Source organism: Cellulophaga omnivescoria (genome assembly GCF_027915275.1).
Lineage (GTDB): Bacteria > Bacteroidota > Bacteroidia > Flavobacteriales > Flavobacteriaceae > Cellulophaga > Cellulophaga omnivescoria.
Genome location: NZ_CP115819.1, coordinates 449,114 through 475,562 on the forward strand (window position 1 = coordinate 449,114; position 26,449 = coordinate 475,562).

The 26,449-nt window shown below is 33.1% G+C and carries 19 protein-coding genes; 11 read left to right on the top strand and 8 right to left on the bottom strand.

Annotation, left to right across the window (positions count from 1 at the left end; all coding sequences use genetic code 11):
- The first annotated feature begins 109 nt into the window (after positions 1 to 109).
- The 8 genes from PBN93_RS02060 to PBN93_RS02095 all read left to right on the top strand — a co-directional run bounded on the left by PBN93_RS02060 (position 110) and on the right by PBN93_RS02095 (position 8,990).
- Positions 110 to 901: an IclR family transcriptional regulator gene (locus tag PBN93_RS02060; protein WP_271081308.1), complete on the top strand. Its 792-nt coding sequence runs from the start codon at positions 110 to 112 to the stop codon at positions 899 to 901.
- Positions 902 to 1,084: 183 nt separating this feature from the next.
- On the top strand, positions 1,085 to 2,101 hold the full coding sequence (locus PBN93_RS02065) for a zinc-dependent alcohol dehydrogenase (protein ID WP_271081309.1): 1,017 nt from the start codon (positions 1,085 to 1,087) through the stop codon (positions 2,099 to 2,101).
- A 23-nt stretch (positions 2,102 to 2,124) separates the two neighbouring features.
- Positions 2,125 to 2,895, top strand: coding sequence for an SDR family oxidoreductase (locus PBN93_RS02070; protein ID WP_271081310.1), 771 nt, complete (start codon positions 2,125 to 2,127; stop codon positions 2,893 to 2,895).
- A 15-nt stretch (positions 2,896 to 2,910) separates the two neighbouring features.
- A complete protein-coding gene (locus tag PBN93_RS02075; RefSeq protein ID WP_271081311.1) occupies positions 2,911 to 4,314 on the top strand; it encodes a sulfatase in 1,404 nt (467 codons plus the stop codon).
- 11 nt (positions 4,315 to 4,325) lie between these two features.
- Positions 4,326 to 5,780, top strand: coding sequence for an aldehyde dehydrogenase (aldA, locus tag PBN93_RS02080; protein WP_271081313.1), 1,455 nt, complete (start codon positions 4,326 to 4,328; stop codon positions 5,778 to 5,780).
- Between the two features lie 22 nt (positions 5,781 to 5,802).
- Positions 5,803 to 6,894, top strand: a complete 1,092-nt coding sequence (locus PBN93_RS02085) for a mandelate racemase/muconate lactonizing enzyme family protein (protein WP_077400317.1) — start codon at positions 5,803 to 5,805, stop codon at positions 6,892 to 6,894.
- 10 nt (positions 6,895 to 6,904) lie between these two features.
- Entirely contained in the window at positions 6,905 to 7,942 is a 1,038-nt protein-coding gene (locus PBN93_RS02090; protein ID WP_271081314.1) for an aldose epimerase family protein, read from the top strand.
- 34 nt (positions 7,943 to 7,976) lie between these two features.
- The gene (locus PBN93_RS02095) at positions 7,977 to 8,990 is read left to right on the top strand and encodes an L-rhamnose/proton symporter RhaT (RefSeq protein WP_271081315.1); all 1,014 of its coding nucleotides are present in this window, start codon (positions 7,977 to 7,979) and stop codon (positions 8,988 to 8,990) included.
- 81 nt (positions 8,991 to 9,071) lie between these two features.
- Here the strand turns inward: PBN93_RS02095 and PBN93_RS02100 are convergent, their stop codons facing one another.
- The 8 genes from PBN93_RS02100 to PBN93_RS02135 all read right to left on the bottom strand — a co-directional run bounded on the left by PBN93_RS02100 (position 9,072) and on the right by PBN93_RS02135 (position 17,755).
- A complete protein-coding gene (locus tag PBN93_RS02100) occupies positions 9,072 to 10,019 on the bottom strand; it encodes a family 16 glycosylhydrolase (protein WP_271081316.1) in 948 nt (315 codons plus the stop codon).
- Positions 10,020 to 10,163: 144 nt separating this feature from the next.
- Positions 10,164 to 10,505 (bottom strand): L-rhamnose mutarotase, encoded by a 342-nt coding sequence (locus PBN93_RS02105; RefSeq protein WP_077400304.1) that lies wholly within the window; start codon positions 10,503 to 10,505, stop codon positions 10,164 to 10,166.
- Between the two features lies 1 nt (position 10,506).
- The gene (gene fucP / locus PBN93_RS02110; protein WP_271081317.1) at positions 10,507 to 11,847 is read right to left on the bottom strand and encodes an L-fucose:H+ symporter permease; all 1,341 of its coding nucleotides are present in this window, start codon (positions 11,845 to 11,847) and stop codon (positions 10,507 to 10,509) included.
- A 94-nt stretch (positions 11,848 to 11,941) separates the two neighbouring features.
- On the bottom strand, positions 11,942 to 12,733 hold the full coding sequence (locus PBN93_RS02115) for an SDR family oxidoreductase (protein ID WP_271081318.1): 792 nt from the start codon (positions 12,731 to 12,733) through the stop codon (positions 11,942 to 11,944).
- A gap of 10 nt (positions 12,734 to 12,743) precedes the next feature.
- Positions 12,744 to 13,571 carry an amidohydrolase family protein gene (locus PBN93_RS02120; RefSeq protein ID WP_271081319.1) on the bottom strand — a complete coding sequence of 276 codons (828 nt, stop codon included), beginning with the start codon at positions 13,569 to 13,571 and terminating at the stop codon, positions 12,744 to 12,746.
- A 1-nt stretch (position 13,572) separates the two neighbouring features.
- Complete coding sequence (locus PBN93_RS02125; protein ID WP_271081320.1) at positions 13,573 to 15,051, bottom strand: tagaturonate reductase; 1,479 nt, start codon at positions 15,049 to 15,051, stop codon at positions 13,573 to 13,575.
- Positions 15,052 to 15,085: 34 nt separating this feature from the next.
- Positions 15,086 to 16,738 (bottom strand): UxaA family hydrolase, encoded by a 1,653-nt coding sequence (locus tag PBN93_RS02130; protein ID WP_271081321.1) that lies wholly within the window; start codon positions 16,736 to 16,738, stop codon positions 15,086 to 15,088.
- A 9-nt stretch (positions 16,739 to 16,747) separates the two neighbouring features.
- Positions 16,748 to 17,755 carry a zinc-binding alcohol dehydrogenase family protein gene (locus tag PBN93_RS02135; RefSeq protein WP_077400286.1) on the bottom strand — a complete coding sequence of 336 codons (1,008 nt, stop codon included), beginning with the start codon at positions 17,753 to 17,755 and terminating at the stop codon, positions 16,748 to 16,750.
- Between the two features lie 265 nt (positions 17,756 to 18,020).
- On the opposite strand from PBN93_RS02135, the gene PBN93_RS02140 reads away from it, so the two are divergent.
- From PBN93_RS02140 to galB, 3 genes are all read left to right on the top strand, one after another.
- Positions 18,021 to 22,292 (top strand): two-component regulator propeller domain-containing protein, encoded by a 4,272-nt coding sequence (locus PBN93_RS02140; RefSeq protein WP_271081322.1) that lies wholly within the window; start codon positions 18,021 to 18,023, stop codon positions 22,290 to 22,292.
- A 148-nt stretch (positions 22,293 to 22,440) separates the two neighbouring features.
- Positions 22,441 to 23,964, top strand: a complete 1,524-nt coding sequence (locus PBN93_RS02145) for a sulfatase-like hydrolase/transferase (RefSeq protein ID WP_271081323.1) — start codon at positions 22,441 to 22,443, stop codon at positions 23,962 to 23,964.
- 12 nt (positions 23,965 to 23,976) lie between these two features.
- Positions 23,977 to 26,448: a beta-galactosidase GalB gene (gene galB / locus PBN93_RS02150; protein ID WP_271081324.1), complete on the top strand. Its 2,472-nt coding sequence runs from the start codon at positions 23,977 to 23,979 to the stop codon at positions 26,446 to 26,448.
- Position 26,449 lies beyond the last annotated feature (1 nt).

Sequence of the window (26,449 nt, forward strand, 5' to 3'; positions counted from 1 at the left end):
CTATAAACTAAGCACAAAAAAAAAGGAACAGTAAATTATTGTTCCTTTTTTTATTGTACGTTTAGTTAAATAAATAATAGTAATTTTACAGTATAAAAGCATACCGGTAATGAGTAAACCAAAGGAAGTTTTAAAATCTGAATACAATGTTCCTAATTTAGAAAGAGGCTTAATGGTTATAGAAATATTAGCCACTAAAAAAGACGGTTTAACGCTTGCCGAAATTACAGAAGCACTAGACCTTACAAAAACCACTGCTTTTAGAGTTGTAAGCACGCTAATTTTTAAAAATTACTTGCAAAAAAACGAGACCACTAAAAAAATTACACTTTCTAGAAAAATGCTTACACTAGGCATATCTGCAATGAACGAACAAAGTATTGTAGAAATGTCTATAGATGTTATGCGTGCCTTAAGAGATGAACTAAAGGAATCTGTAATGCTTGGAGTTTTATTAGACACTAAAGGCACAATATTAGAGCAGGTATCATCTTCCTATCCTGTAAAATTATTTGTAGAACCAGGTACACAGTTTAATTTACACAGTTCTGTTGGCGGAAAAAGTATTTTAGCTTTTTTACCCAAAGGAGAATCTAATAGCATTTTAAAAAAAATTAGTCTTACTAAATACACAAAAAACACCATTACATCTAAAAAGGAGTTTAAAGAAACGCTAGCCTTGGTTAAACAAAATGGTTATGCCATAGATAATGGTGAAGATATACAAGGTATACACTGTATTGGTGCTCCAATATTTAATGAGTCTGGCTACCCCGTTGCTGCACTCTGGATTACAGCTCCACACGGTAGACTACCACATGAAGAATTTCATAAAAAAGGACAAATTGTAGCAAACTACGCCTTAGAAATATCTGTTAAACTTGGTTTTATTTCACAGTAAATAACTTACTCTTTTTATAAAATTTCATTGTTATAATATTCTACAACCCTTATTTAAACTAGGGTTAGTAGCTACATCATTAGATTTTAACACTTTATACTCTAATTAGATGTTTTCCATATTATAAAAAAATGTATATTTGTTTCAAATATGAAACTAGTTTATTATTTGAAACTTAAATAAATGATAGCAACACAATATAAAGGCAATAAAAATTTTGCTGTAATTGATAAAGAAATTGAAGAACCCAAAGATGATGAGGTTCGTATAAAAGTAGCCTATTCTGGCGTATGCGGTACAGATGTACACATTTATCATGGTATGATGGACAAAAGAGTTTCTATACCGCAAACAATTGGCCATGAAATGTCTGGTGTTATTGATGCTGTAGGTAAAAATGTAACCAATTTTAAAGCAGGAGAAAAAGTTGTAGTAAGACCTTTAGATGACAGAAAAGTAAAACCTTCAGATAAAGGGTTTAACCATATTTGTGAAGACCTAAAATTTATTGGTATTGACAGTCCTGGTTCTATGCAACAGTACTGGAATGTACCTGCGTTTGTTTTACACAAGCTAAAACCAGAAACAGATTTAAAATTAGCTGCATTAATTGAGCCTTTGTCTGTAGCAACACATGATGTACGCAGAAGCGGACTAGTTAAAGGTGAAACTGCTGTTGTTTTAGGTGGCGGACCAATTGGTATGTTGGTTGCTATGGTTGCAAAGGAAGTTGGCGCACAGGTTATAATTTCTGAAGTAAACCCTACAAGAATTAAAATGGCAAAGGACCTTGGTTTTGATGCTGTTAACCCAACTGAGGTTGATTTAGTAGCATACGTTAAAAGTAAAACAGATAACAAAAGAGCAGATGTTATTTTTGAAGTAGCTGGCGTACAACCTGCATTAGATATTATGTGTGAGGTTGCAGGTATTAGAGGAAGAATTTTAATGGTAGCAATACATGGAGATAAAAAACCAGTAGACCTTTTTAAATTCTTCTGGAAAGAATTAAGCTTAATTGGTGCTAGAGTTTATGAAAAAGAAGATTATGAAAAATCTATAGAGCTTATTACAGAAAACAAACTTCCTTTTGAGGCTATGATTACAGATGTACAGCCTTTAAGCAAAATTCAGCAAGTGTTTGAAAACATTGACAAAAACCCTTCTGGAATGAAAGTATTGATGGATTGCAGTTTATAATTTTTAAAGAAACTATATAAAAAATGAGTGTTTTAGATACATTTAAATTAGAAGGCAAAACAGCTTTAGTAACAGGTTGTAAAAGAGGTATAGGTAAAGCTATGGCTATTGGTTTAGCAGAAGCTGGCGCAAATATTATTGGAGTTTCTGCTAGTTTAGAATTAACCGGTAGTAATGTGGCTAAAGAAGTAGAAGCTAAAGGCAAAAAGTTTAGTGCTTATCAATGTGATTTCTCTGATAGAAAAGCTCTTTATGCTTTTATAAATCAGGTGAAAAAAGATCATCCACAAATAGATATTTTAATTAATAACGCTGGTACAATTTTAAGAGCTCCTGCTGTAGAACATCCAGATGAAATGTGGGACAAGGTAATTGAAGTAAACCAAAATGCACAATTTATACTTACCAGAGAAATTGGTAAAGAAATGGTTGCTAGAGGTTCTGGTAAAATTGTTTTTACTGCTTCATTATTAACATACCAAGGTGGTATTACTGTACCTGGTTATGCAGCTAGTAAAGGTGCAATTGGACAATTAACAATGGCATTTGCCAACGAGTGGGCTGGCAAAGGGGTAAATGTAAACGCAATTGCTCCTGGATACATTGCTACAGATAATACCGAAGCTTTACGTAATAATCCAGAGAGAGCAGAATCTATATTAGCAAGAATTCCTGCTGGTAGATGGGGAAAACCAGAAGATTTTGCTGGCCCTGTAGTCTTTTTAGCTTCTGAAGCTGCTAATTATATGAGTGGAGCTGTTATGCTAGTAGACGGCGGATGGATGGGAAGATAATTTAAAAGATATACAATGCATCATCAAAATATAAAAATAACGGTTCTCTTATTTGTTCTTTTAGAGGTGAGTTTACTATTTGGACAACAAAAACCTAATATTGTTTTTATACTTTCTGATGATGCTGGTTATGCTGATTTTGGTTTTCAAGGCAGTACAGAATTTAAAACTCCAGAACTAGATAAGCTTGCTAAAAAAAGTGTAAAGTTTACACAAGCATATGTAAGTGCTGCTGTTTGCGGCCCGTCTAGAGCAGGAATGCTTACCGGGCAATACCAGCAAAAATTTGGTTTTGAAGAAAATAATGTCCCTGGTTATATGAGTACTTCTGGCTTGTTGGGTGACGAAATGGGATTACCTACAAACCAACTTACTATTGCAAACTATTTAAAAAAACAAGGATATACTACTGCCCTTTTTGGAAAATGGCATATGGGCAACGCAGATCGTTTTCATCCAACAAAACGTGGTTTTGATGAATTTTATGGTTTTAGAGGCGGTGCACGTAGCTATTTACCGTATGATAAAAACAATGTACTAACCAAAAATGAAGACAGACTTGAAAGAGGCATTGGAAATTATTTAGAACACAAAGGCTACCTTACTGATAAATTGGCCAATGAAGCCATATCATTCATCAATAAAAATAAAAAATCTCCCTTTTTTATTTACTTGTCTTTTAACGCTGTACATACCCCAATGGAGGCTACAAAAGAAGACCTAAAGCATTTTTCTCATTTAACTGGCAAAAGAAAAATATTAGCTGCAATGACTTTAGCAATGGACAGAGCTATTGGAACTGTTTTAAATGAACTAAATAAGCAGGGGTTAGATAAAAATACTCTAGTTGTATTTACCAATGATAACGGCGGACCATCAGACGCAAACCAATCTAACAATAGTCCGCTTAGCGGTACAAAAGCAAACCATTTAGAAGGTGGTATTAGGGTACCTTTTTTAATGTCATGGCCTGGTAAACTTAAGAAAAATACAACTTACAACTACCCAGTTAGCACCTTAGATCTTTTTCCAACATTTTTAAACGTAGCAAACGGAAACTCATCAAAATTAAAACAACTAGACGGTGTAGACCTAATGCCTTATGTAAACGAAGAAAATAAAGAGAGACCGCATAAGGTTCTTTTCTGGAAAAAAGAAAACAGAGCCGCTATTAGAAATATGGATTGGAAACTAATTCGTTTTCCAGACAGGCCTGCAGAGTTGTATAATTTAAAAGAAGACATTTCTGAAGTAAACAATTTAGCATATCAATATCCAGAAAAAGTAAAAACATTATACAAGCAATTATTTGCTTGGGAACTTACATTAGAAAGACCTCTTTGGCAATTAAGAAGAGAGTTTGAAGGCCATGCTGCAGACCGCATGGACGCATTTAAAAAAACGAACATAAAAAAATAACACCATACACTATGTCACCAACTAAAGAATACAAGTTATTTATTAACGGAGAATGGGTAAAATCTACATCTGGCGAAACTATTGCCATTATAAACCCATCTACAGAAGAGGTAGTAGCAAATGTACAAAACGGCACTGCAGAAGAAGCTCTAGATGCGTTAGAGGCAGCAGAAAAAGCGCAAAAAGAATGGAAAAAATTACCAGCACGTTCTAGAGCAGATATGTTATATAAATTGGCAGATGAAATTGATGCTAATACAGAGCATTTGGCTCAACTATTAACCAAAGAACAAGGAAAACTTTTAAAAGTTGCTCGTTTTGAGGTTGCTGTTACGGCTTCGTTTATTAGATACGCTTGTGAAGGAGCTCGCAGAATTGAAGGTGATATTATTCCTTCTGATAACCCTAACGAGCAAATATGGATTCAAAAAGTTCCGCGTGGGGTTGTTGTTGCAATTACAGCTTGGAATTTTCCTTTGGCTTTGGCTGGCCGTAAACTAGGACCGGCTTTGGTTGCTGGTAACACCATTGTACTTAAACCAACATCAGAAACACCATTAGCAACACTAGAGTTAGGAAACTTAGCAAATAAAGTGGGTATACCTGCTGGTGTTATAAACATTATTACTGGTCCTGGAAGAGCTATGGGTAATGCCCTAGTAGAAAGTCCTATTACTAAAATGGTAACTATGACTGGCTCTACACCTGTAGGACAACAAATAGCAAAAAACGCAGCAAACAACCTTACTCACGTTCAGTTAGAGCTTGGTGGTAAAGCTCCTTTTATAGTTTTTAAAGATGCTGATATTGATGCTGCTGTAGATGCTGCATTACATTCTAGATTTGACAACTGCGGACAAGTTTGCACCTGTAATGAACGTATGTATTTACATGAAGATATTTACGATGCTTTTATCGAGAAATTCATAACAAAAACTAAGGCATTAAAAGTTGGCAACCCTATGTTAGAGGATACAGATATGGGACCTAAAGTAAATGCTGCCGAGTTAAAACATATGGAGCATTTAATTGCTGTTAGTATAAAAGAAGGAGCTACAATTGCAACTGGAGGAAAGAAACCAGAAGGAAAAGAATTTGAAAAAGGATACTGGTTTGAGCCTACCGTTTTAACTAACGTAACACAAGATATGACTATTGTTCATGAAGAGTCTTTTGGTCCTATTTTACCCGTTTTAAAGTTTAAAACTTTTGATGAAGTTATTGGTTATGCTAATGACTGTGAATACGGACTTGCTGCAATGATTTTTACCAATGATATGAATACCATTATGAAATGTAATGACGAACTAGAATATGGAGAAATTTATGTAAATCGTGGTCACGGAGAGCAACACCAAGGTTTTCATAACGGTTACAAATTATCTGGTTCTGGTGGCGAAGATGGTAAATATGGTTTTGAGCAGTATATGGAAAAGAAAACATTTTACATTAAACATAAAGCATAGTAGCAACTTTTAAAGATTAAAAATGAGTACAAAAATTAAAAGTGTAAAAACTAAGCTATTTAAGGTTCCGTTACCAGAGGTTTTAAATGATGCCAAACACGGAGACCACACACATTTTGAGCTAGTAACCACTACCATTACTTTAGAAGATGGCAGTACTGGAACAGGCTACACCTATACTGGCGGTAAAGGTGGACACGCTATTAAGGCAATGGTAGAACACGATTTTGCCTCTGTTTTAATTGGTAAAGATGGAACAGACATAGATGGCTTGTATGATTTTATGGAGTGGCATATACATTACGTAGGTCGTGGTGGTATTGCATCATTTGCAATTTCTACTATAGATATTGCTCTTTGGGATATTAAGTGTAAAAAAGCCAACCTTCCTTTATGGAAAATGGCTGGCGGTACAAACAACACTTGTAAAGCATATTGTGGCGGCATAGACTTACAATTTCCAATAGAAAAACTTCTAAATAATATGAAAACCTATTTAGCTAACGGATTTAATGCTGTTAAAATAAAAATAGGAAGAGAAAATTTAGAAGAAGATTTAGAACGTATAAAAGCGGTAAGAGAATTTATTGGGCCAGACGTTACTTTTATGGTAGATGCCAATTATTCTATGTCTATAGAAAAGGCTATTAAAGCTATTGAAGGTTTTAAACAATACGATATTACTTGGTTTGAAGAACCTATTATCCCTGATGATTACAAAGGGTTTGCAGAAATAGTTGATAAAACTGGATTTCCTTTAGCTATGGGAGAAAACCTGCACACTATACATGAATTTGAGTATGCTTTTGAGCAAGCAAAGCTTTCTTTTATACAACCAGATGCATCAAACTGTGGTGGTATTACAGGCTGGTTAAAAGCTGCCCGTTTAGCAGATAAAAAAGGAGTTCCTGCTTGTTCACATGGTATGCAAGAACTGCACGTAAGTTTAGTTTCTGCCCAACCTAACGCAGGTTGGTTAGAAGTACATAGTTTTCCTATAGATGAATACACAACTAGACCCCTTGTTGTAAAAAATCATAGAGCTGTGGCTCCAAACGAAGCAGGAACAGGCGTAGTATTTAACTGGGAAAAACTAGCTCCTTATCAACAATAAAAAAAATAGTATGAAACCAATACAAAGCAATTTTGGACTTATAGATGATAAAAAAGTAGATTTATATACTTTAAAAAATGCAAACGGAATGGTGGTAAAAATAACCAATTACGGAGCAACGATTACGTCTATACAAATACCTAATAAAAAAGGAGACTTAGTAGAAATTGCTTGTGGCTTTGATACTTTAGATGGTTATTTCTCTGATGACTATAAAGAAAATGCTCCTTATTTTGGAAGTACCGTAGGTAGGTATTGCTCACAAATTAAAGATGCTAATTTTACTTTAAACGGTAAACAATATCAATTAGAGAAAAATTGCGGACCTAATAATTTACACGGAGGTACAGTGGGTTTTGACAAAAGATTATGGAGTCTAGATAGTTCCAATGAAAACTTAGTAAAACTAACTTTAATAAGTAAAGATTTAGAAGAAGGTTTTCCTGGAAATGTCAGCGTATCTGTAACTTTCTCCTTAACAGAGAATAATGAACTTACTATTAATTATTATGCCTTTACAGACGCAGATACACCATTATCATTAACAAACCACACCTATTTTAACTTGTCTGGCTTTAGTACATCTATAGAGAACCATACAGCTCAAGTATTTACAAATAAACGTTTAAAATTAGATAATACTGGTGCGGCAACAGGAGAAATAGTAGATGTTTCTAATGCAGTAGATGATTTAAGAAACCCAAAAAAAATTGCAGACGCACACAATGCAATGAATGATGGTTTTGAACATTTTTATGTTTTTGATAATACTGGAGAAACAGTAACTAAAGTAGCAACAGTAGCCAATGAAAATGAGCAATTAAGTTTAGATGTTTTTACTACAGAGCCTTGTATGCTTTTATACACAGGTAAATACACTGCCAATAATTTAAAACGAGAAAATGGTTTAGAATATGGTAAGTTTAGAGGATTATGCTGTGAAACACACAGGTATCCTAACGGACCAAATATTAAAAACTCTCCAAAATCTATTACAAAAGCTGGTGAAAATTTTAAGAGCACAACCGTCTTTAAATTTTCATTTTAACAATAACTAATTCACTCAAAAAAACAACCAAACTATGACAGAAGGAGTATTACTAGCAATTTTTGCAGGATTAATGTTGGGCCTATATGCCTTACCAGAAAAATTTACCAAAGATTTTAAATATGAGAATACTTGGAGCTTATTTTTTCTACTAACAATGTTTGTTGTTCCAATAATTGCATCAATAACTTTAATAAAAGGGTTTGGTGATATTTTTGGAAATATGCCAACAGATATATGGATAAAAATGGGACTTACAAGTTTTCTTTGGGGAGTTGGAGTTATGATGTGGAGCAAGGCTATTAATCACATTGGTTTGTCTTTAGGGTTTTCTTTATTTATTGGAACCATAATTTTAGTAGGTTCTGTATTACCTTTTATTGAAGATGGCTTACCACCTACTAACAAACTAACCATTATTTTAATTGGTTTATTAGTTGTTTTAGTTGGCATTTTTGCTAACGGAAAAGCTGGCTTTATTAGAGAAAAAGTAGAGAAAAACTCAGAAGAAAATACTGCTAAAAAAGGATCTATGACTACAGGTATTTTAATAGCTGTAGTTGGTGGTTTACTTGCTACAGGTTTTAGTTATGCTAATGCAGCAGGAAGACCTTATTTACACCAGGCTAGCCAAGCTGCAGGAAATGCAGAGTGGATAACTGCTGTTGCTGTTATGTTCCCAATTTTTATTAGTGGGGGTATTGTAATGACGGCCTATTTTTTATGGCAATTAAATAGTAAAAAAGCTTGGGGAGATTTTAAAACTCCTGCTTTTGGCAAAAACTTTGTATTAATACTAGTAATGGCATTTTTTCATTATGCTGCTTCTGCCCTATTCGCCTTTGCTGCCTACAAATTAGGAGCTTCTGGCAACACTGTTGGTTATGCCATTTTTAACACCTCATGTGTAGCCACTGCAATTGTAAGTGGTATTATTACCAAAGAATGGATTAACGCCTCTAAAAAAGCACGAAACTTTTTATACCTAGGTCTTAGTTGTATGATTATAGGTATTGTGTTAGTAGCATACAGTAATGGAATAGAGTAAAAACACACTAAATTAAAATATAAAAAGCAGCCAATTAATTTTAATTCGGCTGCTTTTCTTGATATTATTAATACGCAATTACTACTCTGGTTTATATACCCTAATCCAGTCTACACGCATAACAGTTTTTTCTTCGTTAGTTACTGTTGGGTCATTTAAAAAATCTACACCTTGGTTCTCTCTCCAAGATTGCGCGGCGGCGCTAATAATCAAATGCATTGGTTTAGTTAAGCCAGCACCATTTGTGTAATTCTCTGGATCTATTTCGTTAACAAGTGTTTCTCTAACCAGTATACCATCAACATAATAAGATAAATGCCATGGATCTTCCCATAATACACCATAATTATGGTAATCGTCAGACCAAATTGTTCCCTTACCATCTGCATACCAAGTTTCTGGTCCTGTTGGTTGATAATCTTTAAACGGGTCGCGTATGAACACATGATGACTTAAATGTAGACGTTTTGAAAAGTAGTCATTACTCTTATCACCAAAAGCTTCTAAATTATCAATTTCTTCTGTTGAATCCTCACTCAACATCCATACTGCAGATGATAAAACAGATGCACTAAGTTTTACTCTTACCTCCATATATAACGGATAAGACACTTTGCTTTTTGAAGTTACACAACCGGTAAGAATTGTATTGTCTACTATGTTTGCTTTAAAAGCAAGCTCACCACCAACAACTGAAGATTGACTAGGTGTATAACGAGTTATTCCTGGACCAGTCCATTCATTAAAAAAACGATCATTCCAATGGTTATAAAATTTATTAGATGCTTTTCCTTCTTCATAATTAAATTCGTTAGAAACCTTTGGTTGTATTGTCCAAGTTTTACCGTTAGTTGGTTTAGGCAAAAATGACACATCATTTTTATCTGGTTTAATTTCTTCTTTTGGTAATTCTTTATCAGATGCCGTTTTATCTGTATCACTATTATCTTGACTTGAACAACTGCCCATATAAATTACGAAGGCAATAATCATTAAAACGAAGTTTTTTTCCTTAAGTATACTTTTCATTAATTTTATTTAAAAAATTGAAGATGAAAAAAAATAAGTTGATAACGAAAATATTTGACTAGACAAAAACTGGACATAAAAAAAGTTTAGACCGCCATTACAACAGTCTAAACTCTAACAAATGAACTAAAAAAAACTAATTTTTTATAATTGAAATATCTTTTCTAAAGCTATCCACTTTTCTCCTTTTTTTGCCCAAGGCAACTCTTGCTGGTACTTCCACATTAAGTTTTCCCACTCTTGTACTTTATGATTATTAGCATCCATTTCTGCCTTTTTTTCGGCATTAAAAGTAGCATCTACCTCCATAATCATAAACATTCTATTGCCTGTAAGGTATATTTGCATATCCACAATACCTGCATCCTTAATACTCTTAGTAATCTCTGGCCAAGCTTTGCCCTTTGCGTGGTACGCCTTATATTCTTCAATAAGCTTAGAATCGTTTTTTAGGTCGCAAGAGTAACAATATCTTTTGGTTTGCATTTTATATTTTTTTTGAGGATTTATAGGTTACATAGCCATAAGCAGTAACCACAGATAAACATATAAGTGGTAGTATAAATGAAAAGTTAATTTCTGGTATAAACCCTAACACTTTTACATCTGAAAAACCAGGACCGCCCCAGTCTAAAATTCCACCTTGCAAAACCGGCATTAAAGCACCGCCAACAATAGCCATTACCAAGCCAGCAGATCCTATTTTAGCTTCGTCTCCCATATCTTTAAGTGCTATGCCATAAATGGTAGGAAACATAATAGACATAAATAAAGATATACCCACTAAAGAGTACAAGCCTACTTGCCCTTGTAATAAAATTGCTGCTGCAGAAAATAGTACTCCGCCTAAACCAAATAATAGTAATACACGAGACGGATTTAATGTTTTCATTAAAGCTGTACCAATCCACCTGCCAGTTAAAAATATAACCATTGCCACTACATTATACCACGTAGCCGTTAAGGCTTCACTTGCTGGTAAACCTTCATTTATGTTATCTACGTACTGAAAAATATAGGTCCAACACATAATTTGTGCTCCTACATAAAATGCCTGTGCAACTACTCCAAAAATGTAGTTTTTATTAGCAAGTAATTTTTTAAAAGAATCTGAAATAGACATTTTATCTCCGTCTACAGATTTAGGAATTTTAATAAATAATATAATACCCATAATACATAAAACTACTACTCCTAGTATAATATATGGCACACTAATTACACTTAAGTCATTTTCTCTAATTACCGCCTTTGCAGATGAGGATAACCCGTCATAAATTAATTCCCCTGCTTCATTTTTATCATCAGAACGTAGTGCAGAAATAACAAACTGTTGAGCCACTATCATTCCTATTAAAGAACCAATAGGATTAAATGCTTGTGCTAAATTTAAACGTTGCGTTGCAGTTTCTTTTGCTCCTAATGATAAAATTAGTGGGTTAGATGTGGTCTCTAAAAATGCTAACCCACATGTTATAACCCATAGTGATATTAAAAAGTAATTAAACTCCTGAAAAGCTGCTGCCGGATAAAACAAAAAAGCACCTATAGCATACAAGCATAACCCTAATACAATACCAGATTTATAACTGTATTTTCTTATAAATAATGCTGCTGGTAATGCCATAAAAAAATAACCAAAGTAAAAAGCAAACTGTACTAACGATGCCTGCATATTAGACAATTCTGGCATTACTTTTTTAAATGCAGAAACCATAGGATTGGTTAAGTCATTTGCAATTCCCCATAAAGCAAATAAAGAGGTTATCATTATAAAAGGAAATAACAATTCCTTTTTTACAATTGGTTTATTGTTGGTTAAATTCATAATTTAAGATGATTACTTTGATATAAAATTAAAATTAGCAGCTGTTACAAAAGGCTACAACCGGCTTAAATAATAGAACAAATGATTTTATGTGCTATTCCGTTAACAAAGACCTATCTAAATGGACATAACCACCATCTACAGTAATAAATTGTCCTGTTGTGTGTGATGATTTTGAGGATATTGTAAACAAACATTGGTCTGCAATTTCAGCAGGCATTGTCATTCTATTTTCTAACGGTATTTTTTTTACAATAGATTGAAGCTTGTCTTCTCCGTTTTCTAATGTCTTAATCCAAGCTTCATAAGCAGGTGTCCAACTTTCTGCAATAACAATGGCATTAGAGCGTATGCCGTACTTAACTAAATCTACTGCCCACTCGCGTGTTAAGCCAAACACACCACCTTTAGATGCTGCGTAGCCAGATGTGCCTCCTTGGCCTGTAAGTGCTACTTTAGACCCAATATTTAAAATATTACCCTTAGTTTTTTTTAGCATTGGTAAACAGTATTTTGCCATTGCAAAATAACTTACCATATTAAGCTTAAGAGAATACATAAAATCTTCTATAGAAGCACTTAAACCTGCACCGTCATTAACACCAACATTATTTATTAAGGCATCAATTTTACCGTATTTTTCTTCTATTGTTTTAGCTGCTGCTTCAATTTGTGTGTGGTCTGATAAATCTGTTTTTACAAACAAAGCATCTATACCCTTTTCTTTAAGTTCTTTTTCGTACCCAAAACCTCTATCATTTCTACAAACTATAACTGGTATTGCGCCCTCTGCCGCTAAATGCTGAACAATTGTTTCTCCTATACTTCCTTTAATACCTGCAGCGCCTGTTACTACAACAACTTTATCTTTTAATCCTAAATCCATTTTATATCTTTTATAAATTATAAAATTTTACAGCATTTAACCCTAGTATCTTTTCTTGATCTTCTGCACTTAATTGGGAAATAAAATCTGTAACTAACTCTTTTACTCTTTTATAGTTGCCCGCTACTAAACACACAGGCCAATCTGACCCAAATAATAACCTATCTGCTCCAAATGCTTTTAAAACCAATTGCATATAAGGCTTTATAGTTTGTGGTGTCCAAGTTTTGTAATCTGCTTCTGTTACCATACCAGATAGTTTGCAGTAAACGTTTTGTTGTGCGCCAATTGCCAACATTAAGTTAGCCCAACCATCATAAAAACCATCTTTTATATATGGTTTAGCAATATGATCTATAACAAAGTTTATTTTAGGAAACTTTTTCACAAACTCTAGTACTGCCCCCAATTGATGGGGAAACACTAAAATATCATACGTAAAATTGTATTGTTCTAATTGAGCTATTCCGTTTAAAAAATTGGATTTTAATAAAAAATTATGGTCTGGCTCACCTTGTACTACGTGCCTAAACCCTTTTATTATTTTTATTTTACTGTAATGTTTTAAAACCTCATCAATATTTTCTGCTCTAAAATCTACCCAACCAACAATACCTTTTATAAAATTATTTTTAGAAGCCAAGTCTATTAAAAAGTCATTTTCTAGTATAGTTTGGTCTGCCTGTACAGCTACACAACCATCTATATTATTTTCTAAATAAACTTTCTTTAGTTTGGCTGGCATAAAATCTTTTCTAATTACAGCCATAGTATCATCTATCCAACTATGTTTTGTTGGTTCATATTTCCAAAAGTGTTGATGAGCATCTATTATCATATTACTTTTCCATTTTTCTTAAACATTCTTCTACTCCATATTCATCAATAGCCGTAATGCTTTTAGCAATAAAATCTACCAGTCCTTTATACTTTGTTAAATCTTCTCCAACTATAGTTTTATTAGCTAAGGTATGTGCAACCAAATCTGTTACAGATTGTGATTTATTATCTACCATTTTCCATTGGTTTTTAAAAAAATTAAAGACCAACTTATCATCAGTAAAAGCAATAGTTTCTCCATTAAAACTACCTTTATAAAAACGAATTAAGCTAGCCAATGAAAAAGCAATACGTTTAGGAAAAGAGCCGTATAACTGGTTATAATCTTTAAATGCTGGCAATAATCTAGATTGAAATTTTGAGGTACTATTTAATGATATTGCAATTAAAAAATGTTGAAGTGTAGGATTCCTAAACCTGTCTACAACAGCATCTATAAAAGCATCTATTTCATTTGAAGAAAACTTAGTTAACGTAGGCTTAATTTCTGTAGCTAAAATTTGAAAAATATGATTGCTGACCACCTCATTATCCATACTTTCCTTTACCGTTCTTAAACCGGTTAAATAACCAACCGGAACTAAAGAAGTATGTGCACCATTTAAGATACGTACTTTCATTTCTCGGTAATCGTGTAAATTATCTACAAACTGTACGTTTAAATCTGTTTTAGCAAAAGGCAATTCTTTTTGCACCAATGCATTTGCCTTAATTACCCAACTATGGTACTCTTCCCCAGCAACTAAAAGTTTATCTTTAAAACCTGTTTTTTTCTCTATAAATGGAGCTCTGCCTGTAGGATAACCAGATACTATACGGTCTACCAGTGTACTGCAAAAATGGTTACAATTTAAAATCCAGTCTATAAACTCTTGTTTTAATTGCCAATGTTTTGCATACTGTAGCACTGTTTCTTTTAAAGCCTCACCGTTATCTTCTATTAACTCACAAGGCAATAAAATACAGCCTTTATCCTTGTCTCCATTAAAATAACTATACCTGTGATACAGCCACAATGTTAGTTTACCAGGAAATTCTTTAGGAGGACAATCTGTAATTTTATCATTCTCAGAAAACTGAATTCCGGCTTCTGTTGTATTAGAAACTATAAATCGTAATTCTGGCAACTCTGCTAATGCCAAATATTTATCCCATTCTGTATAAGGCTGAATAATGGTACTTATAGATTCTACTAAAGTAACTTCTGATACTGTTTTCCCATTTTTAATACCATCTAAGGCTACAGTAAACAAACCGTTTTGCTCTCTAAGAGCAGTATAATCTCCTGTTTCTGTTGGTTTAACTACAGCTACACTACCATTAAACGCTGTTGTTTTGTTTAACACATCAAACATCCAATCACAAAAGGCGCGCAAAAAGTTACCTCCACCAAATTGCATAACACGTATGGGATGTATAACTGGTTTTTTAGCTGTATGCCTATCTAATAATTGTATTGTTTTTTGTTTTGTTGCCATTTTTATAATGCGTTGTTTACTACGTAAATAGTACTTATAAAGAAACTCCTCTTTTCCACGGAATAAAGTCGTTATTGCCATGTATTACTGCTTTTGATGCTAGTTCTCCGCTAGCAACTTTTATAATATGTTCTAATATTTTTTCACCCATAGTTTCTATGGTATCCTCGCCACTAATTACAGTACCTGCATTTATATCTATAATATCTTGCATACGTTGGTATAAGCTGGTATTACTAGACATTTTTAAAACAGGTGCAACTGGGTTTCCCGTGGGTGTTCCTAGGCCAGTTGTAAATACTACTACATTACAACCAGAACCAACCAAACCTGTAGTAGACTCCACATCATTACCCGGTGTACACAACAAATTTAAACCCGGTTTTGTAACCTGCTCTGTATAATCTAACACGCTAACAACAGGAGATGTACCTCCTTTTTTGGCTGCTCCTGCAGATTTCATAGCGTCTGTTATTAAACCATCTTTAATATTTCCGGGAGACGGGTTGTTTTCAAAGCCAGAACCAACAGCAACTGCTGCTGCTGAGTACGCTCTCATTAAATTGTAAAATTTTTTAGAATCTTCTTCTGTTACACACCTATTAATTATTTCTTGCTCTACGCCGTTTAACTCTGGGAACTCTGCTAAAACAGGACTACCGCCTAAAGCCACTAATAAATCTGACGCATAACCTAAAGCTGGGTTTGCAGATATTCCCGAAAATCCATCAGAACCACCACACTCTAATCCTAAAACCAATTTGCTTAGCGGTGCTGGTTTACGAGTAATTTTATTAGCTTCTATTAAACCTAAAAATGTATGCTTAACAGCTTCTTCTATAAAGTTACGCTCACTTAAACTACGTTGTTGTTCTAAATAATGCACTGGTTTGGTAGTAATGTGGTCTATGGCCAAAATAGCTTCTTGCATCATAGAAATTTGTGCATTTTGGCACCCTAAACTTAAAATTGTAGCACCTGCAACATTAGGGTTGCATATATAACCTGCTAATAATTTACATAGGGTTTCAGAGTCTTGCCTAATACCTCCACAACCACCATTATGCTTTAGAAATTTAATTCCGTCTACATTAGTAAACACCCTATTTTTAGCCATTTCCTCGTGAGTAGTAATTATAGGCGTATTTAAAATAGCATCTTTGCTTGCTCCAGATTTGTACTGCTTAATTAAAGCATCTGTATCTACAGCAAAATCTTTTTTTGTTTGGTACCCTAGTTTCTCTGTAAGTGCAGCTTCTAAAACATCAATATTTCTGTTTTCACAAAATGTTAGTGGTATTACCAACCAATAATTGGCTGTGCCTACTTTACCATCTTTTCTATGGTACCCGTTAAATGTTTTGTTTTTAAACTTAGATATGTCTGGTGCACTCCAAACAAATTCTTCTTTTTTATTTGCAAAGTCCGATGATGCATGTTTTATATTTTCTGTTGTAATTGCACTACCTGCTTTAATTGTTGTGGTTGCTTTACCTATTAAAACCCCATACATAAAAATTTTATCTGTAGGATTAAAGTCGTGCAAAGCAAACTTATGTTTTTGCTTTATATCTTGTTGTAAAACTATTTGTTTGCCTGCAATAGTTACTACTGTACCTTTACTTAATGCTGTAATGGCAACTATAATATTATCTTTAACATCTAGTTGTATGTAGTTTTTAGACATGGCTATTTTTTAAAAATTTACAGTTGCTTTTATTACTCCTGTTTCTGGTTTAAGCCAACTATCAAAATTTGAAATCATTTTTGTAAAAGGTACAGAGTGCGTAATAAATGAATCTGTAGGAAACTGATTTAACACGTTAATTACATGTTCAAAATCTTCAGTTGTTGCGTTTCTGCTACACATTAAAGTCATTTCCTTTGCGTGTATAGCTGGGTGTGTATAGGTTAACTCTCCTTTAGACAGGCCTACTAGTATAAATCTTCCGCCGTGAGACATATAAGACGGACAAGTTTCTAGTGCTCCTTTATGTCCAGATGCATCAAAAACAGCAGTACATAAATCGCCATTTGTAATCTCTGTAATTTTAGCCACAGGATCATTAGCTACGTTTACGGTATAATCTACTCCTATTTTATCTTTAGCATATTGTAATCTTTGCTCATTTAAATCTAGTGCTATTACTTTGGCACCTGCAATTTGTGCTAATTTCATAATTCCTATGCCAATAGGACCGCAACCAACAACAGCTATAGTTTCTCCTTTTACAATATTTGCTCTTCTAATAGCGTGGGCTCCTATTGCCAAAGGTTCTACAATTGCCATTTGGTCATTAGATAAATTATTAGCTGGTATTAATATAGAAGCTGGCACAGTAATTTGTTCTTGCATACCACCATCTGTATGCACACCTAAAACCTTTATGTTAGTGCAACAATTTGTTTTTCCGTTTCTACAAGCTATACAAGTTCCACAGCTTATATACGGCATAACAACTACTTTATCTCCTGCTTTTATTCCTTTATCATTTACGCCAATTTCTAAAACTTCTGATGCCAACTCATGGCCTAAAATTCTAGGATATGTAAAAAAAGCTTGGTTACCACCATAAGCGTGCAAATCTGTACCACAAATGCCTACTTTATTAATTTTTAGTAAAGCTTCATCTTCTTTTCTAACTGGTGCATCTTTCTCTTTTAAAAGAAATTCTCCTGGTTTTTCACAAACTATATACTTCATTATTTATGGCGTTATTGTTAGTTATTTTTAACAGTTAATTGTGTTATTAGCTCTTTGGTAAAGTTCGCTTATATCAATTTTGTTAATTACAGTATATGTTTTAAAAGCTAGAACATATGTTATTTATTGCTTTTAAAAACAAACACGTAAGAACAACTAAATGATTGCTTATCAATAGATTACATTAAAACTAAACTGTATACAATAAACAAACTCAAAAAACCATATGACTTATTGTATCCTCTATTTTGATATATTTGTTAGTATGACTATCAACCCTACCAAACTTCTTATTCGCCAAAAAATAAAGCTACTATTAGCTAGCTTATTTTTTATTTTAAGTACTACAACATATGCACAAAACTCTTTAAAGTTTGAGCATTTAACTACAGAAAACGGTTTATCGCAAAGCGATGTTAATACAATTTTTCAGGATAAAGATAGATTCATGTGGTTTGGAACCCATGATGGTCTAAATAGGTATGATGGTTATAACTTTACCATCTTTAAACCAGATGCTAAGAACGATAAAAGCATTAGTAGTAATTTAATTTGGAAAATAATTGATGACGATTTAGGAAACCTATGGATTGGTACCACTGGCGGCGGACTAAATTATTTTAACAGAGAAACAGAACAATTTACAACCTTTAAACACAACCCTAAAGATAATAGCTCCTTAAAAAGTAATTATATAACAGTACTTTTTAGAGACAGTAGCAACAGGCTATGGGTTGGTACAGTAAAAGGGATTAGTATGGCCAATTTAAATAAGCCAGCAGACTCTTTAAAATTTACCCACTACAACTTATACCAAAACAGTTCTGTACCAATAAAAAGCACTAATAACGTAAGTACCTTTTTTGAAGATAGCAAACACCAGGTATGGATTGGTGGTACTCATGGCTTATCTAAATTATCTAGAGACAATAATGGAAATATTTATTTTCAGTCTGTAAATCAACTTATTAATTTCCCTGATGTAAATGTTAAAGCCATTGCAGAAGACAGTTTTGGCAATTTAATTTTAGGTACCAGTAAAGGTTTATTTAAATACACACCCAATAAAGATAACAACCAAATAGAATTTTTACATGAAGGCTCGTGTAACGCAGTATCAGTTAGCAATAATAAAATTTGGGTAGGTACAGATAATGGCTTACTAGAGTTTTCTAACAATGCTAATACTGCACCAAAATTAATTAGCACTTATATATACGACCCAAGAAAACCAAATTATAGTCTTACTAAAAACGCTATTAAATCTTTGTACGTAGACCATACTGGTATTATTTGGGCAGGTGCCAATGGCGGTGGTGTAAATAAATTTGATCCTAATAGAAAACAGTTTTCTCACATAAAAAAAAGTCTAGACCCAAATAGTTTAAGTAATGATAAAGTAAGAGCAATTTTTGAGGATAGTAAACAAAATTTATGGATTGGGACAGAAGGTGGAGGATTAAATTTTATTGAAAAAAACAAGATTACCAAAGATTTTAATCAGTTTCAACACTTTAACAACATCAATAAAATATTTGCTATAGAAGAAGTTAAAATAAAAAATAAAAGAAAAATTTTTATTGGAGGCGAGTTTTCTCCCGGACTTTATGAAATTGATGTTACAAGCAACAAAAAATTAGATGAGAACGATTTAAAGTTAATTCCAGATGTATCTGGTAGCGTATTTTCTATCCTTCAAGACAAACAAAAAAATATTTGGATAGGAACCTACAATGGTGGTATACATAGGTGGTTAATTAATAAAGACAGTATTAGTTTTACCAAAGACATTTTAAGGTACAACAACAACCAACAATTTAGTTTACCTAACAATATTATTAGAGATATTTTTGAAGATTCCAAGGGAAATGTATGGTTTGCAACTGGTAACGGGTTAAGCAAATTAACCCCAGAGCAACAAAGGTCAAAAACACCAAAGTTTGAAACTTTTAAAAACAATCCTGAAGATGACACTACACTTAGTCACAATTACATATTAACTGTTTTTGAGAGTAAATCTGGTACCATTTGGGTTGGTACTTTTGGAGGCGGATTAAACAAACTTATAGTAAATAAAGACAAAAAAATACGTTTTAAACGTTACACAGAAAAAGATGGGCTACCTAACAATGTTATTAAAGGTATTTTAGATGATAACCAAGGTAATTTATGGATGTCTACAAACAACGGATTATCTAAATTTAACCCCACCTCTGAAACTTTTCAGAATTATGATGTTAATGATGGTCTGCAAAGTAACGAGTTTAGTGAGCTTACTGCATTAAAAACAAAAGAAGGAAAACTATTTTTTGGAGGGGTAAATGGGTTTACTACTTTTTATCCAGAAGAAATAATTAGTAACAAAATTAAACCAGAAACTGTACTAACAAATTTTTCTGTTTTTAACAAACCAGTTGCTATTGGTGAGCTTATAAACGGAAGAGTAATTTTAGATAAATCTATAAACTCTATAAATAAAATAAAACTGAAGTATAGTGAAAATAGCTTCTCTTTTGAGTTTGCCGCATTACACTATGCTGCATCCAGAAAAAATAAATATGCCTATAAACTAGAAGGTTTTGATAAAGACTGGATCTATACTACATCAAAAAACAGATACGCCACTTACACCAACCTAGAGCCTGGCTCTTATGTATTAAAAATAAAAGCATCTAACAATGATTATATTTGGGATGAAACCCCTATTGAGTTAAAGATAGATGTTACACCACCTTGGTGGAGAACAAATATTGCCAAAGCTTTATATATATTACTAGCAATTGCCCTGCTACTTGCTTTTAGAAGATATACTATAATTAGATCTGCAGAAAAACACCAGCTAGAACTAGAGCACTTAGAAAAAGAAAAACACGAAGAAATTCACCGTTTAAAATTAGAGTTCTTTACAAATATTTCTCATGAATTTAGAACTCCATTAACCCTTATAAAAGGACCCTTAGATTTTTTACTAAAAAAGGCAGATACCATTAGCCCAAAAGAAGCAAAAGACCAATATGTATTAATGCGTAAAAACACAGATTACTTATTACGTTTGGTAAATCAATTATTAGATTTTAGAAAAATGGATCACGGAAAAATGAGCCTTAATCTAAGTAAAAATAATATTGTAGAATTTTTAAAAGATGTTGGTGAACCATTTCAGTTTTTAAGCAGAAAAAAGAATATTAATTTTGAAATTAATGTTTCTAAAGAATCTATTTTAAGTTGGTTTGATCCTGATGCGGTAGAAAAAATTATAAACAACTTACTTTCTAATGCATTTAAATTTACTCCAGAAAATGGTAATATTAAACTAGATATATATAATGGCACAGATTTTAAAACGCCAACAGGTATTACACTAGATATAGACCAATCTAAATACATAGTTATTCAAGTAAAAGATTCTGGACCTGGTATACCTGCACACAGATTGCAGCATATTTTTGAACGTTTTTACACAGAAATTGGATTAACAACTCATGTAAACACTAAAGGTACAGGCATAGGCTTATCTTTTACAAAAAACTTGGTAGAACTACACCAAGGTATTATTAAAGTAAAAAGCGATTCTGAAAACGGATCTACTTTTTATGTTTGGTTACCAAAAGATAAAGAAACCTATGAAGAAAAGAAAGAGCTTAACTTTCATGAGGTTTTTGAAGACAATACATTTATCAGCAAGGTAGATGCAGAGTCGCATGCCATAAGTTTTATGGATGATATTATAGACCAGAATATGACACGGTCTAGATCTAAATTACCAATGCTTTTAATTATTGATGACAACCCAGATATAAGATCATTTATTAAAAAAGGATTAGGTGAGAGCTATTATATTTATGAAGCCGAAAACGGACAAAAAGGATTAGAACTTGCCAAAAAGTTTATTCCTAACATTGTGATAACAGATTTAGTTATGCCTGTTATGGATGGTATAGAATTTTGTAACCAAATAAAATCTACACAAGAAACCAGTCATATTCCTGTTGTAATGTTAACTGCTAAAACGTCTCAAGAAAAAGAAATTGAAGGCCTAAAAACTGGTGCAGATGCTTACATTAGAAAACCTTTTGATTTAGAATTATTAGAGATTAAACTCTCTAATATTTTAAATGACAGAGAAAAATTAAGGAAAAAATTTAATAGAGAAATTACACTACAGCCAAACGAGGTTACAGTTACGTCTTCTGATGAAACTTTTTTACAAAACGCCATAGAAATTGTAGAAAAGCATATGATGAACTCAGAGTTTAGTGTAGAAATGTTAGTTAAGGAAATGAATATGAGTAGAAGTAACTTGTATTTAAAAATTAAAGAACTAACAGGACTCTCCTCTAGTGAGTTTATAAGAAACATTAGGTTAAAAAGAGCTGTACAGCTTTTTGAAAAGAGCGATTTATCTGTAAAAGAAATTATGTACATGACTGGTTTTAATACGGCATCATATTTTTCTAAATGTTTTAAAAAACAGTTTGGTGTTGTACCTAGCAAATACATTAGAATTAATAGTGAAGACACTACAGACAAAGAATAGCTTGTAAAAAAACATATGTTTTATTATTAAAACCATCTGTATACTACTTTTAAAGCTGCAAATCTCAACTTTGTTACATAGGAGTTAATTTTATTATTGTGCGTACAACTTTAGTGCGCACAATAATTTTATGGTAAAATATGTAGTTATGAAGATTTATACAGCTATTTTAATACTAGTACTTACACTTAGTGCTTGTGGTAAAAAAAGCAATCCAAAGTCAAAAAAACAACAACCTAATATTGTTTTTATTTTTACAGATGACCAAACCTACACTGCCATTAATGCTCTAGGAAATTCCGAAATTAAGACTCCAAATATGGATGCTCTTGTACAGCAAGGAACCACATTTACTAACGCATACAATATGGGTTCATGGAGCGGTGCAGTTTGCGCAGCATCTAGAGCAATGCTTATTTCTGGCAGAACCGTATGGAGAGCTAATAATTTTAGACAAAATTGGAAAAAACAAGATTCTATTGATAAAACTTGGGTTAAACTATTAGAAAACAGTGGTTATGACACGTATATGACTGGTAAATGGCACGTAGATGCTCCTGCTACAAAAGTATTTAAATATACTGCTAACATAAGACCTGGTATGCCAAAAGATGCTTGGGACCACGCAAAAATGGTTGCAAAGTTCGATTCTCTTAACAAAACTAAAAATCCAGATTCCAAAACAATTATGCCTAATGGCTATAACAGACCAAAAACTACTACAGATACTACTTGGTTACCTACAGATATTACTAAAGGTGGTTACTGGAAAGGCGGAAAACACTGGAGCGAAGTTTTAAAAGACGATGCAATTTCTTTTATAAACTCTGCCGAAGAAAAAGAAACACCTTTTTTTATGTACTTGGCTTTTAATGCTCCGCATGATCCTAGGCAGGCTCCAAAAGCTTACCAAGATATGTACAATGTAAATAACATTACTATTCCAAAAAGCTTTTTACCAGAGTATCCATACAGGCACAATATTGCAAATGGTGATGATTTACGAGACGAAGCCTTAGCTCCTTTTCCTAGAACAGAGCTTGCCATAAAAACTCATATAAAAGAGTATTATGCAAGCATAACACACTTAGATGCTCAAATAGGAGACATACTAACAGTATTAAAAAAGTCAGGAAAAATGGATAACACTTATATTATTTTTACATCAGACCATGGCTTAGCTATGGGAAAACACGGTTTACTTGGCAAACAAAATTTATTTGACCACAGTATTAGACCGCCAATGGTAATTGTTGGTCCAGATATCCCTAAAAACAAAAAGAATACTGCAGATGTGTACTTGCAAGATGCTATGGCAACCTCGTTAGAAATTGCAGGTATAAAAAAACCTAATTACATAGAGTTTAATAGCTTTTTACAGTTAGCAAAACAAAATAATACAAAAAGCAATTACAAAAGCATTTATGGTGCGTATTTAGATGTACAAAGAATGATAAGAAAAGATGGTTACAAGCTTCTTGTATACCCTAAAATTAAAAAAGTACTGCTGTTTAATCTACAAACAGATCCTGAAGAAATGAATAATATTGCTAACCTACCGGAAGAGCAAAACAGGGTGCTACAGTTGTTTAATGAACTACAAAAGCTTCAAAAAACAATGAATGACCCGTTAGATATTTCTACGTCTAAACCTCAACTTAAATCAAACTAAAAAATAAACCATATGCAAACATATAAATTAACTGCTTTACTACTTTTTCTGATGTTTTTTTCTTCTTGTCAAGAAAAGGAAATAGAAGTTTTAGCAGACCAAGATTTTAATAAAAACTGGTTATTTATAAAAGATAGTATTCCTAATGCAGAAGCCATAACTATTAATGATAGCAATTGGAGAAAAGTAAACGTACCACATGATTGGGCTATAGAAGGTCCGTTTAGTGATAAAAATAATGCACGTACAGGTGGTTTACCTATAGCTGGTATTGCCTGGTACAGAAAACATTTTACTGTAGACGCCAAAAACAAAAACAAACAAATTTCTATAGAGTTTGATGGTGTTATGGACAACTCCAAAGTGTATATTAACGGCAATTTTGTAGGAGAACGCCATTACGGTTACAGTGGGTTTGAGTATAATTTAACTCCGTTTATAAAATTTGGAGAAAACAATGTTATTGCCGTACAATTGGCTCCAGAAGTTTTATCTGAAAGATGGTATCCTGGCGCTGGTATTTACCGCAAAGTTCGTTTAAAATTAAACGAACCAATACATATTCCGCAATGGGGAACATACATTACTACACCTAAAGTGGCAAGTAATAAAGCCGTTGTTAGCGTAGAAACTAAACTAAAAAACACCTTAAATACAACTGAAAACATTGTACTAGAAACTACCATTTTAGACATTAACAATACAACTGTTGCTGTTTCAAGCAACAAAATAGAACTAGCTAAAGCATCTGAACAAAAAGAGGGTCAAAAAATTACAGTTCCTAACCCTATTTTATGGGATATTGGCAAACCAAACCTATACACAGCTGTTAGTCGTGTTATAAAAGATAACAAGACAATAGACGAGTATACTACAGAATTTGGTATTAGAACTATTGAGTTTAAAAAAGAAGGTTTTTATTTAAACGGAAAAGCAGTAGAACTTAATGGTGTTTGTATGCATCATGATCTTGGCCCTTTGGGTGCCGCTGTTAATTACAGAGCTACCGAACGCCAAATGCAAATAATGCAACAAATGGGGGCAAATGCACTGCGTACTAGTCACAACCCACCTTCTACAGAAATGCTGCAGGTTTGTAATAGACTTGGCATTGTGGTTATTGATGAAGCTTTTGATGAATGGAAAGAGGCTAAAGTACCTAATGGTTACCATAAATATTTTGACAAATGGGCAGAGAAAGATTTGCGAGATATGATAAAAAGAGATCGCAACCACCCCTCTGTAATTATGTGGAGTATTGGAAACGAAATTTTAGAACAAGGTAAAAAAGATGGTTGGAAAATAGCTAAAATGTTAAATGACATTTGTCATAATGAAGACAATACCAGACCTACAACTGCTGGTTTTAACTACTACCCTGCTTCATTTAAAAACAAATTAGCATATCAAATAGATGTTGTTGGTGTAAACTACAAGCCTGCTTATTATGCAGAGATTAGAGAACAAAACCCTGATATGATTTTTTATGGATCAGAAACATCTTCACAAACAAGTACTAGAGGTTACTATGAGTTTCCATTAAAAGAAAGAGTTAGCAAAGAAACTAATCAGGTTTCTAGTTACGATGTAAATATTGGGCCGTCTTGGACATACCCTCCAGAAGTAGAATTTGAAGCCCAAAAACAGAATCCACATTCGTTGGGAGAATTTATTTGGACTGGTTTTGATTATTTAGGAGAACCTACTCCTTATGGCGGAAGAGACAACTCTACTAACGGATATTGGAATGATGATTGGCCATCCCACGCATCATATTTTGCACCTGTAGATTTAGTAGGTTTTCCTAAAGACAGGTTTTATTTGTACCAAAGCCAATGGACCACAGAGCCAATGGTACACGTATTACCACATTGGAATTGGGAAGGTAAAGAAGGCCAAAACATACCAGTATACTCGTATACAAATTGTGATGAAGTAGAACTTTTTGTAAACGGTAAATCTTATGGCAAAAAAATAAAAGGAAAAGATACTACTACCATTTTTGCAGAATACAATGGTTTTAAAGGTGGTACTATTGACTCTAAATACAGACTTTCATGGAATGTACCTTACCAACCTGGAAGCTTAAAAGTTGTTGGATATAAAAATGGAAAGCCTGTAGCTACAAAAGAAATTAAAACAGCAGGTAAACCTCATAAAATAAAATTAATAGCAGACAGGAATACTATTAATGCTACAGGAGAAGATTTGTCATTTATTACAGTTAGGGTTGAAGATAAAGACGGTAACTTATGCCCTAAAGCAAATCATCTAATTAATTTTAAAGTATCAGGTAATGGCAATTTAGAAGCTGTTGGCAATGGCAACTCTGCCTCATTAGAGTCTTTTCAGGCAAATTATATTACGTCATTTTACGGTAAAAGTTTAGCCATTTTAAAAGCTACAGAAAATCCTGGTAAAATAACATTAAAAGCTACTGCAGATAACCTTACCTCTGCCACAATAACTATAAAAACTAAATAGG

Bases quoted from the DNA above. Each gene is read 5' to 3' on its own strand.
- PBN93_RS02060 (WP_271081308.1), top strand. From the start codon at position 110: ATGAGTAAACCAAAGGAAGTTTTAAAATCTGAATACAATGTTCCTAAT.
- galB (WP_271081324.1), top strand. From the start codon at position 23,977: ATGCAAACATATAAATTAACTGCTTTACTACTTTTTCTGATGTTTTTT.
- aldA (WP_271081313.1), top strand. From the start codon at position 4,326: ATGTCACCAACTAAAGAATACAAGTTATTTATTAACGGAGAATGGGTA.
- fucP (WP_271081317.1), bottom strand. From the start codon at position 11,847: ATGAATTTAACCAACAATAAACCAATTGTAAAAAAGGAATTGTTATTT.
- PBN93_RS02105 (WP_077400304.1), bottom strand. From the start codon at position 10,505: ATGCAAACCAAAAGATATTGTTACTCTTGCGACCTAAAAAACGATTCT.
- PBN93_RS02115 (WP_271081318.1), bottom strand. From the start codon at position 12,733: ATGGATTTAGGATTAAAAGATAAAGTTGTTGTAGTAACAGGCGCTGCA.
- PBN93_RS02085 (WP_077400317.1), top strand. From the start codon at position 5,803: ATGAGTACAAAAATTAAAAGTGTAAAAACTAAGCTATTTAAGGTTCCG.
- PBN93_RS02075 (WP_271081311.1), top strand. From the start codon at position 2,911: ATGCATCATCAAAATATAAAAATAACGGTTCTCTTATTTGTTCTTTTA.
- PBN93_RS02090 (WP_271081314.1), top strand. From the start codon at position 6,905: ATGAAACCAATACAAAGCAATTTTGGACTTATAGATGATAAAAAAGTA.
- PBN93_RS02065 (WP_271081309.1), top strand. From the start codon at position 1,085: ATGATAGCAACACAATATAAAGGCAATAAAAATTTTGCTGTAATTGAT.
- PBN93_RS02070 (WP_271081310.1), top strand. From the start codon at position 2,125: ATGAGTGTTTTAGATACATTTAAATTAGAAGGCAAAACAGCTTTAGTA.
- PBN93_RS02095 (WP_271081315.1), top strand. From the start codon at position 7,977: ATGACAGAAGGAGTATTACTAGCAATTTTTGCAGGATTAATGTTGGGC.
- PBN93_RS02120 (WP_271081319.1), bottom strand. From the start codon at position 13,571: ATGATAATAGATGCTCATCAACACTTTTGGAAATATGAACCAACAAAA.
- PBN93_RS02140 (WP_271081322.1), top strand. From the start codon at position 18,021: ATGACTATCAACCCTACCAAACTTCTTATTCGCCAAAAAATAAAGCTA.
- PBN93_RS02125 (WP_271081320.1), bottom strand. From the start codon at position 15,051: ATGGCAACAAAACAAAAAACAATACAATTATTAGATAGGCATACAGCT.
- PBN93_RS02145 (WP_271081323.1), top strand. From the start codon at position 22,441: ATGAAGATTTATACAGCTATTTTAATACTAGTACTTACACTTAGTGCT.
- PBN93_RS02130 (WP_271081321.1), bottom strand. From the start codon at position 16,738: ATGTCTAAAAACTACATACAACTAGATGTTAAAGATAATATTATAGTT.
- PBN93_RS02100 (WP_271081316.1), bottom strand. From the start codon at position 10,019: ATGAAAAGTATACTTAAGGAAAAAAACTTCGTTTTAATGATTATTGCC.
- PBN93_RS02135 (WP_077400286.1), bottom strand. From the start codon at position 17,755: ATGAAGTATATAGTTTGTGAAAAACCAGGAGAATTTCTTTTAAAAGAG.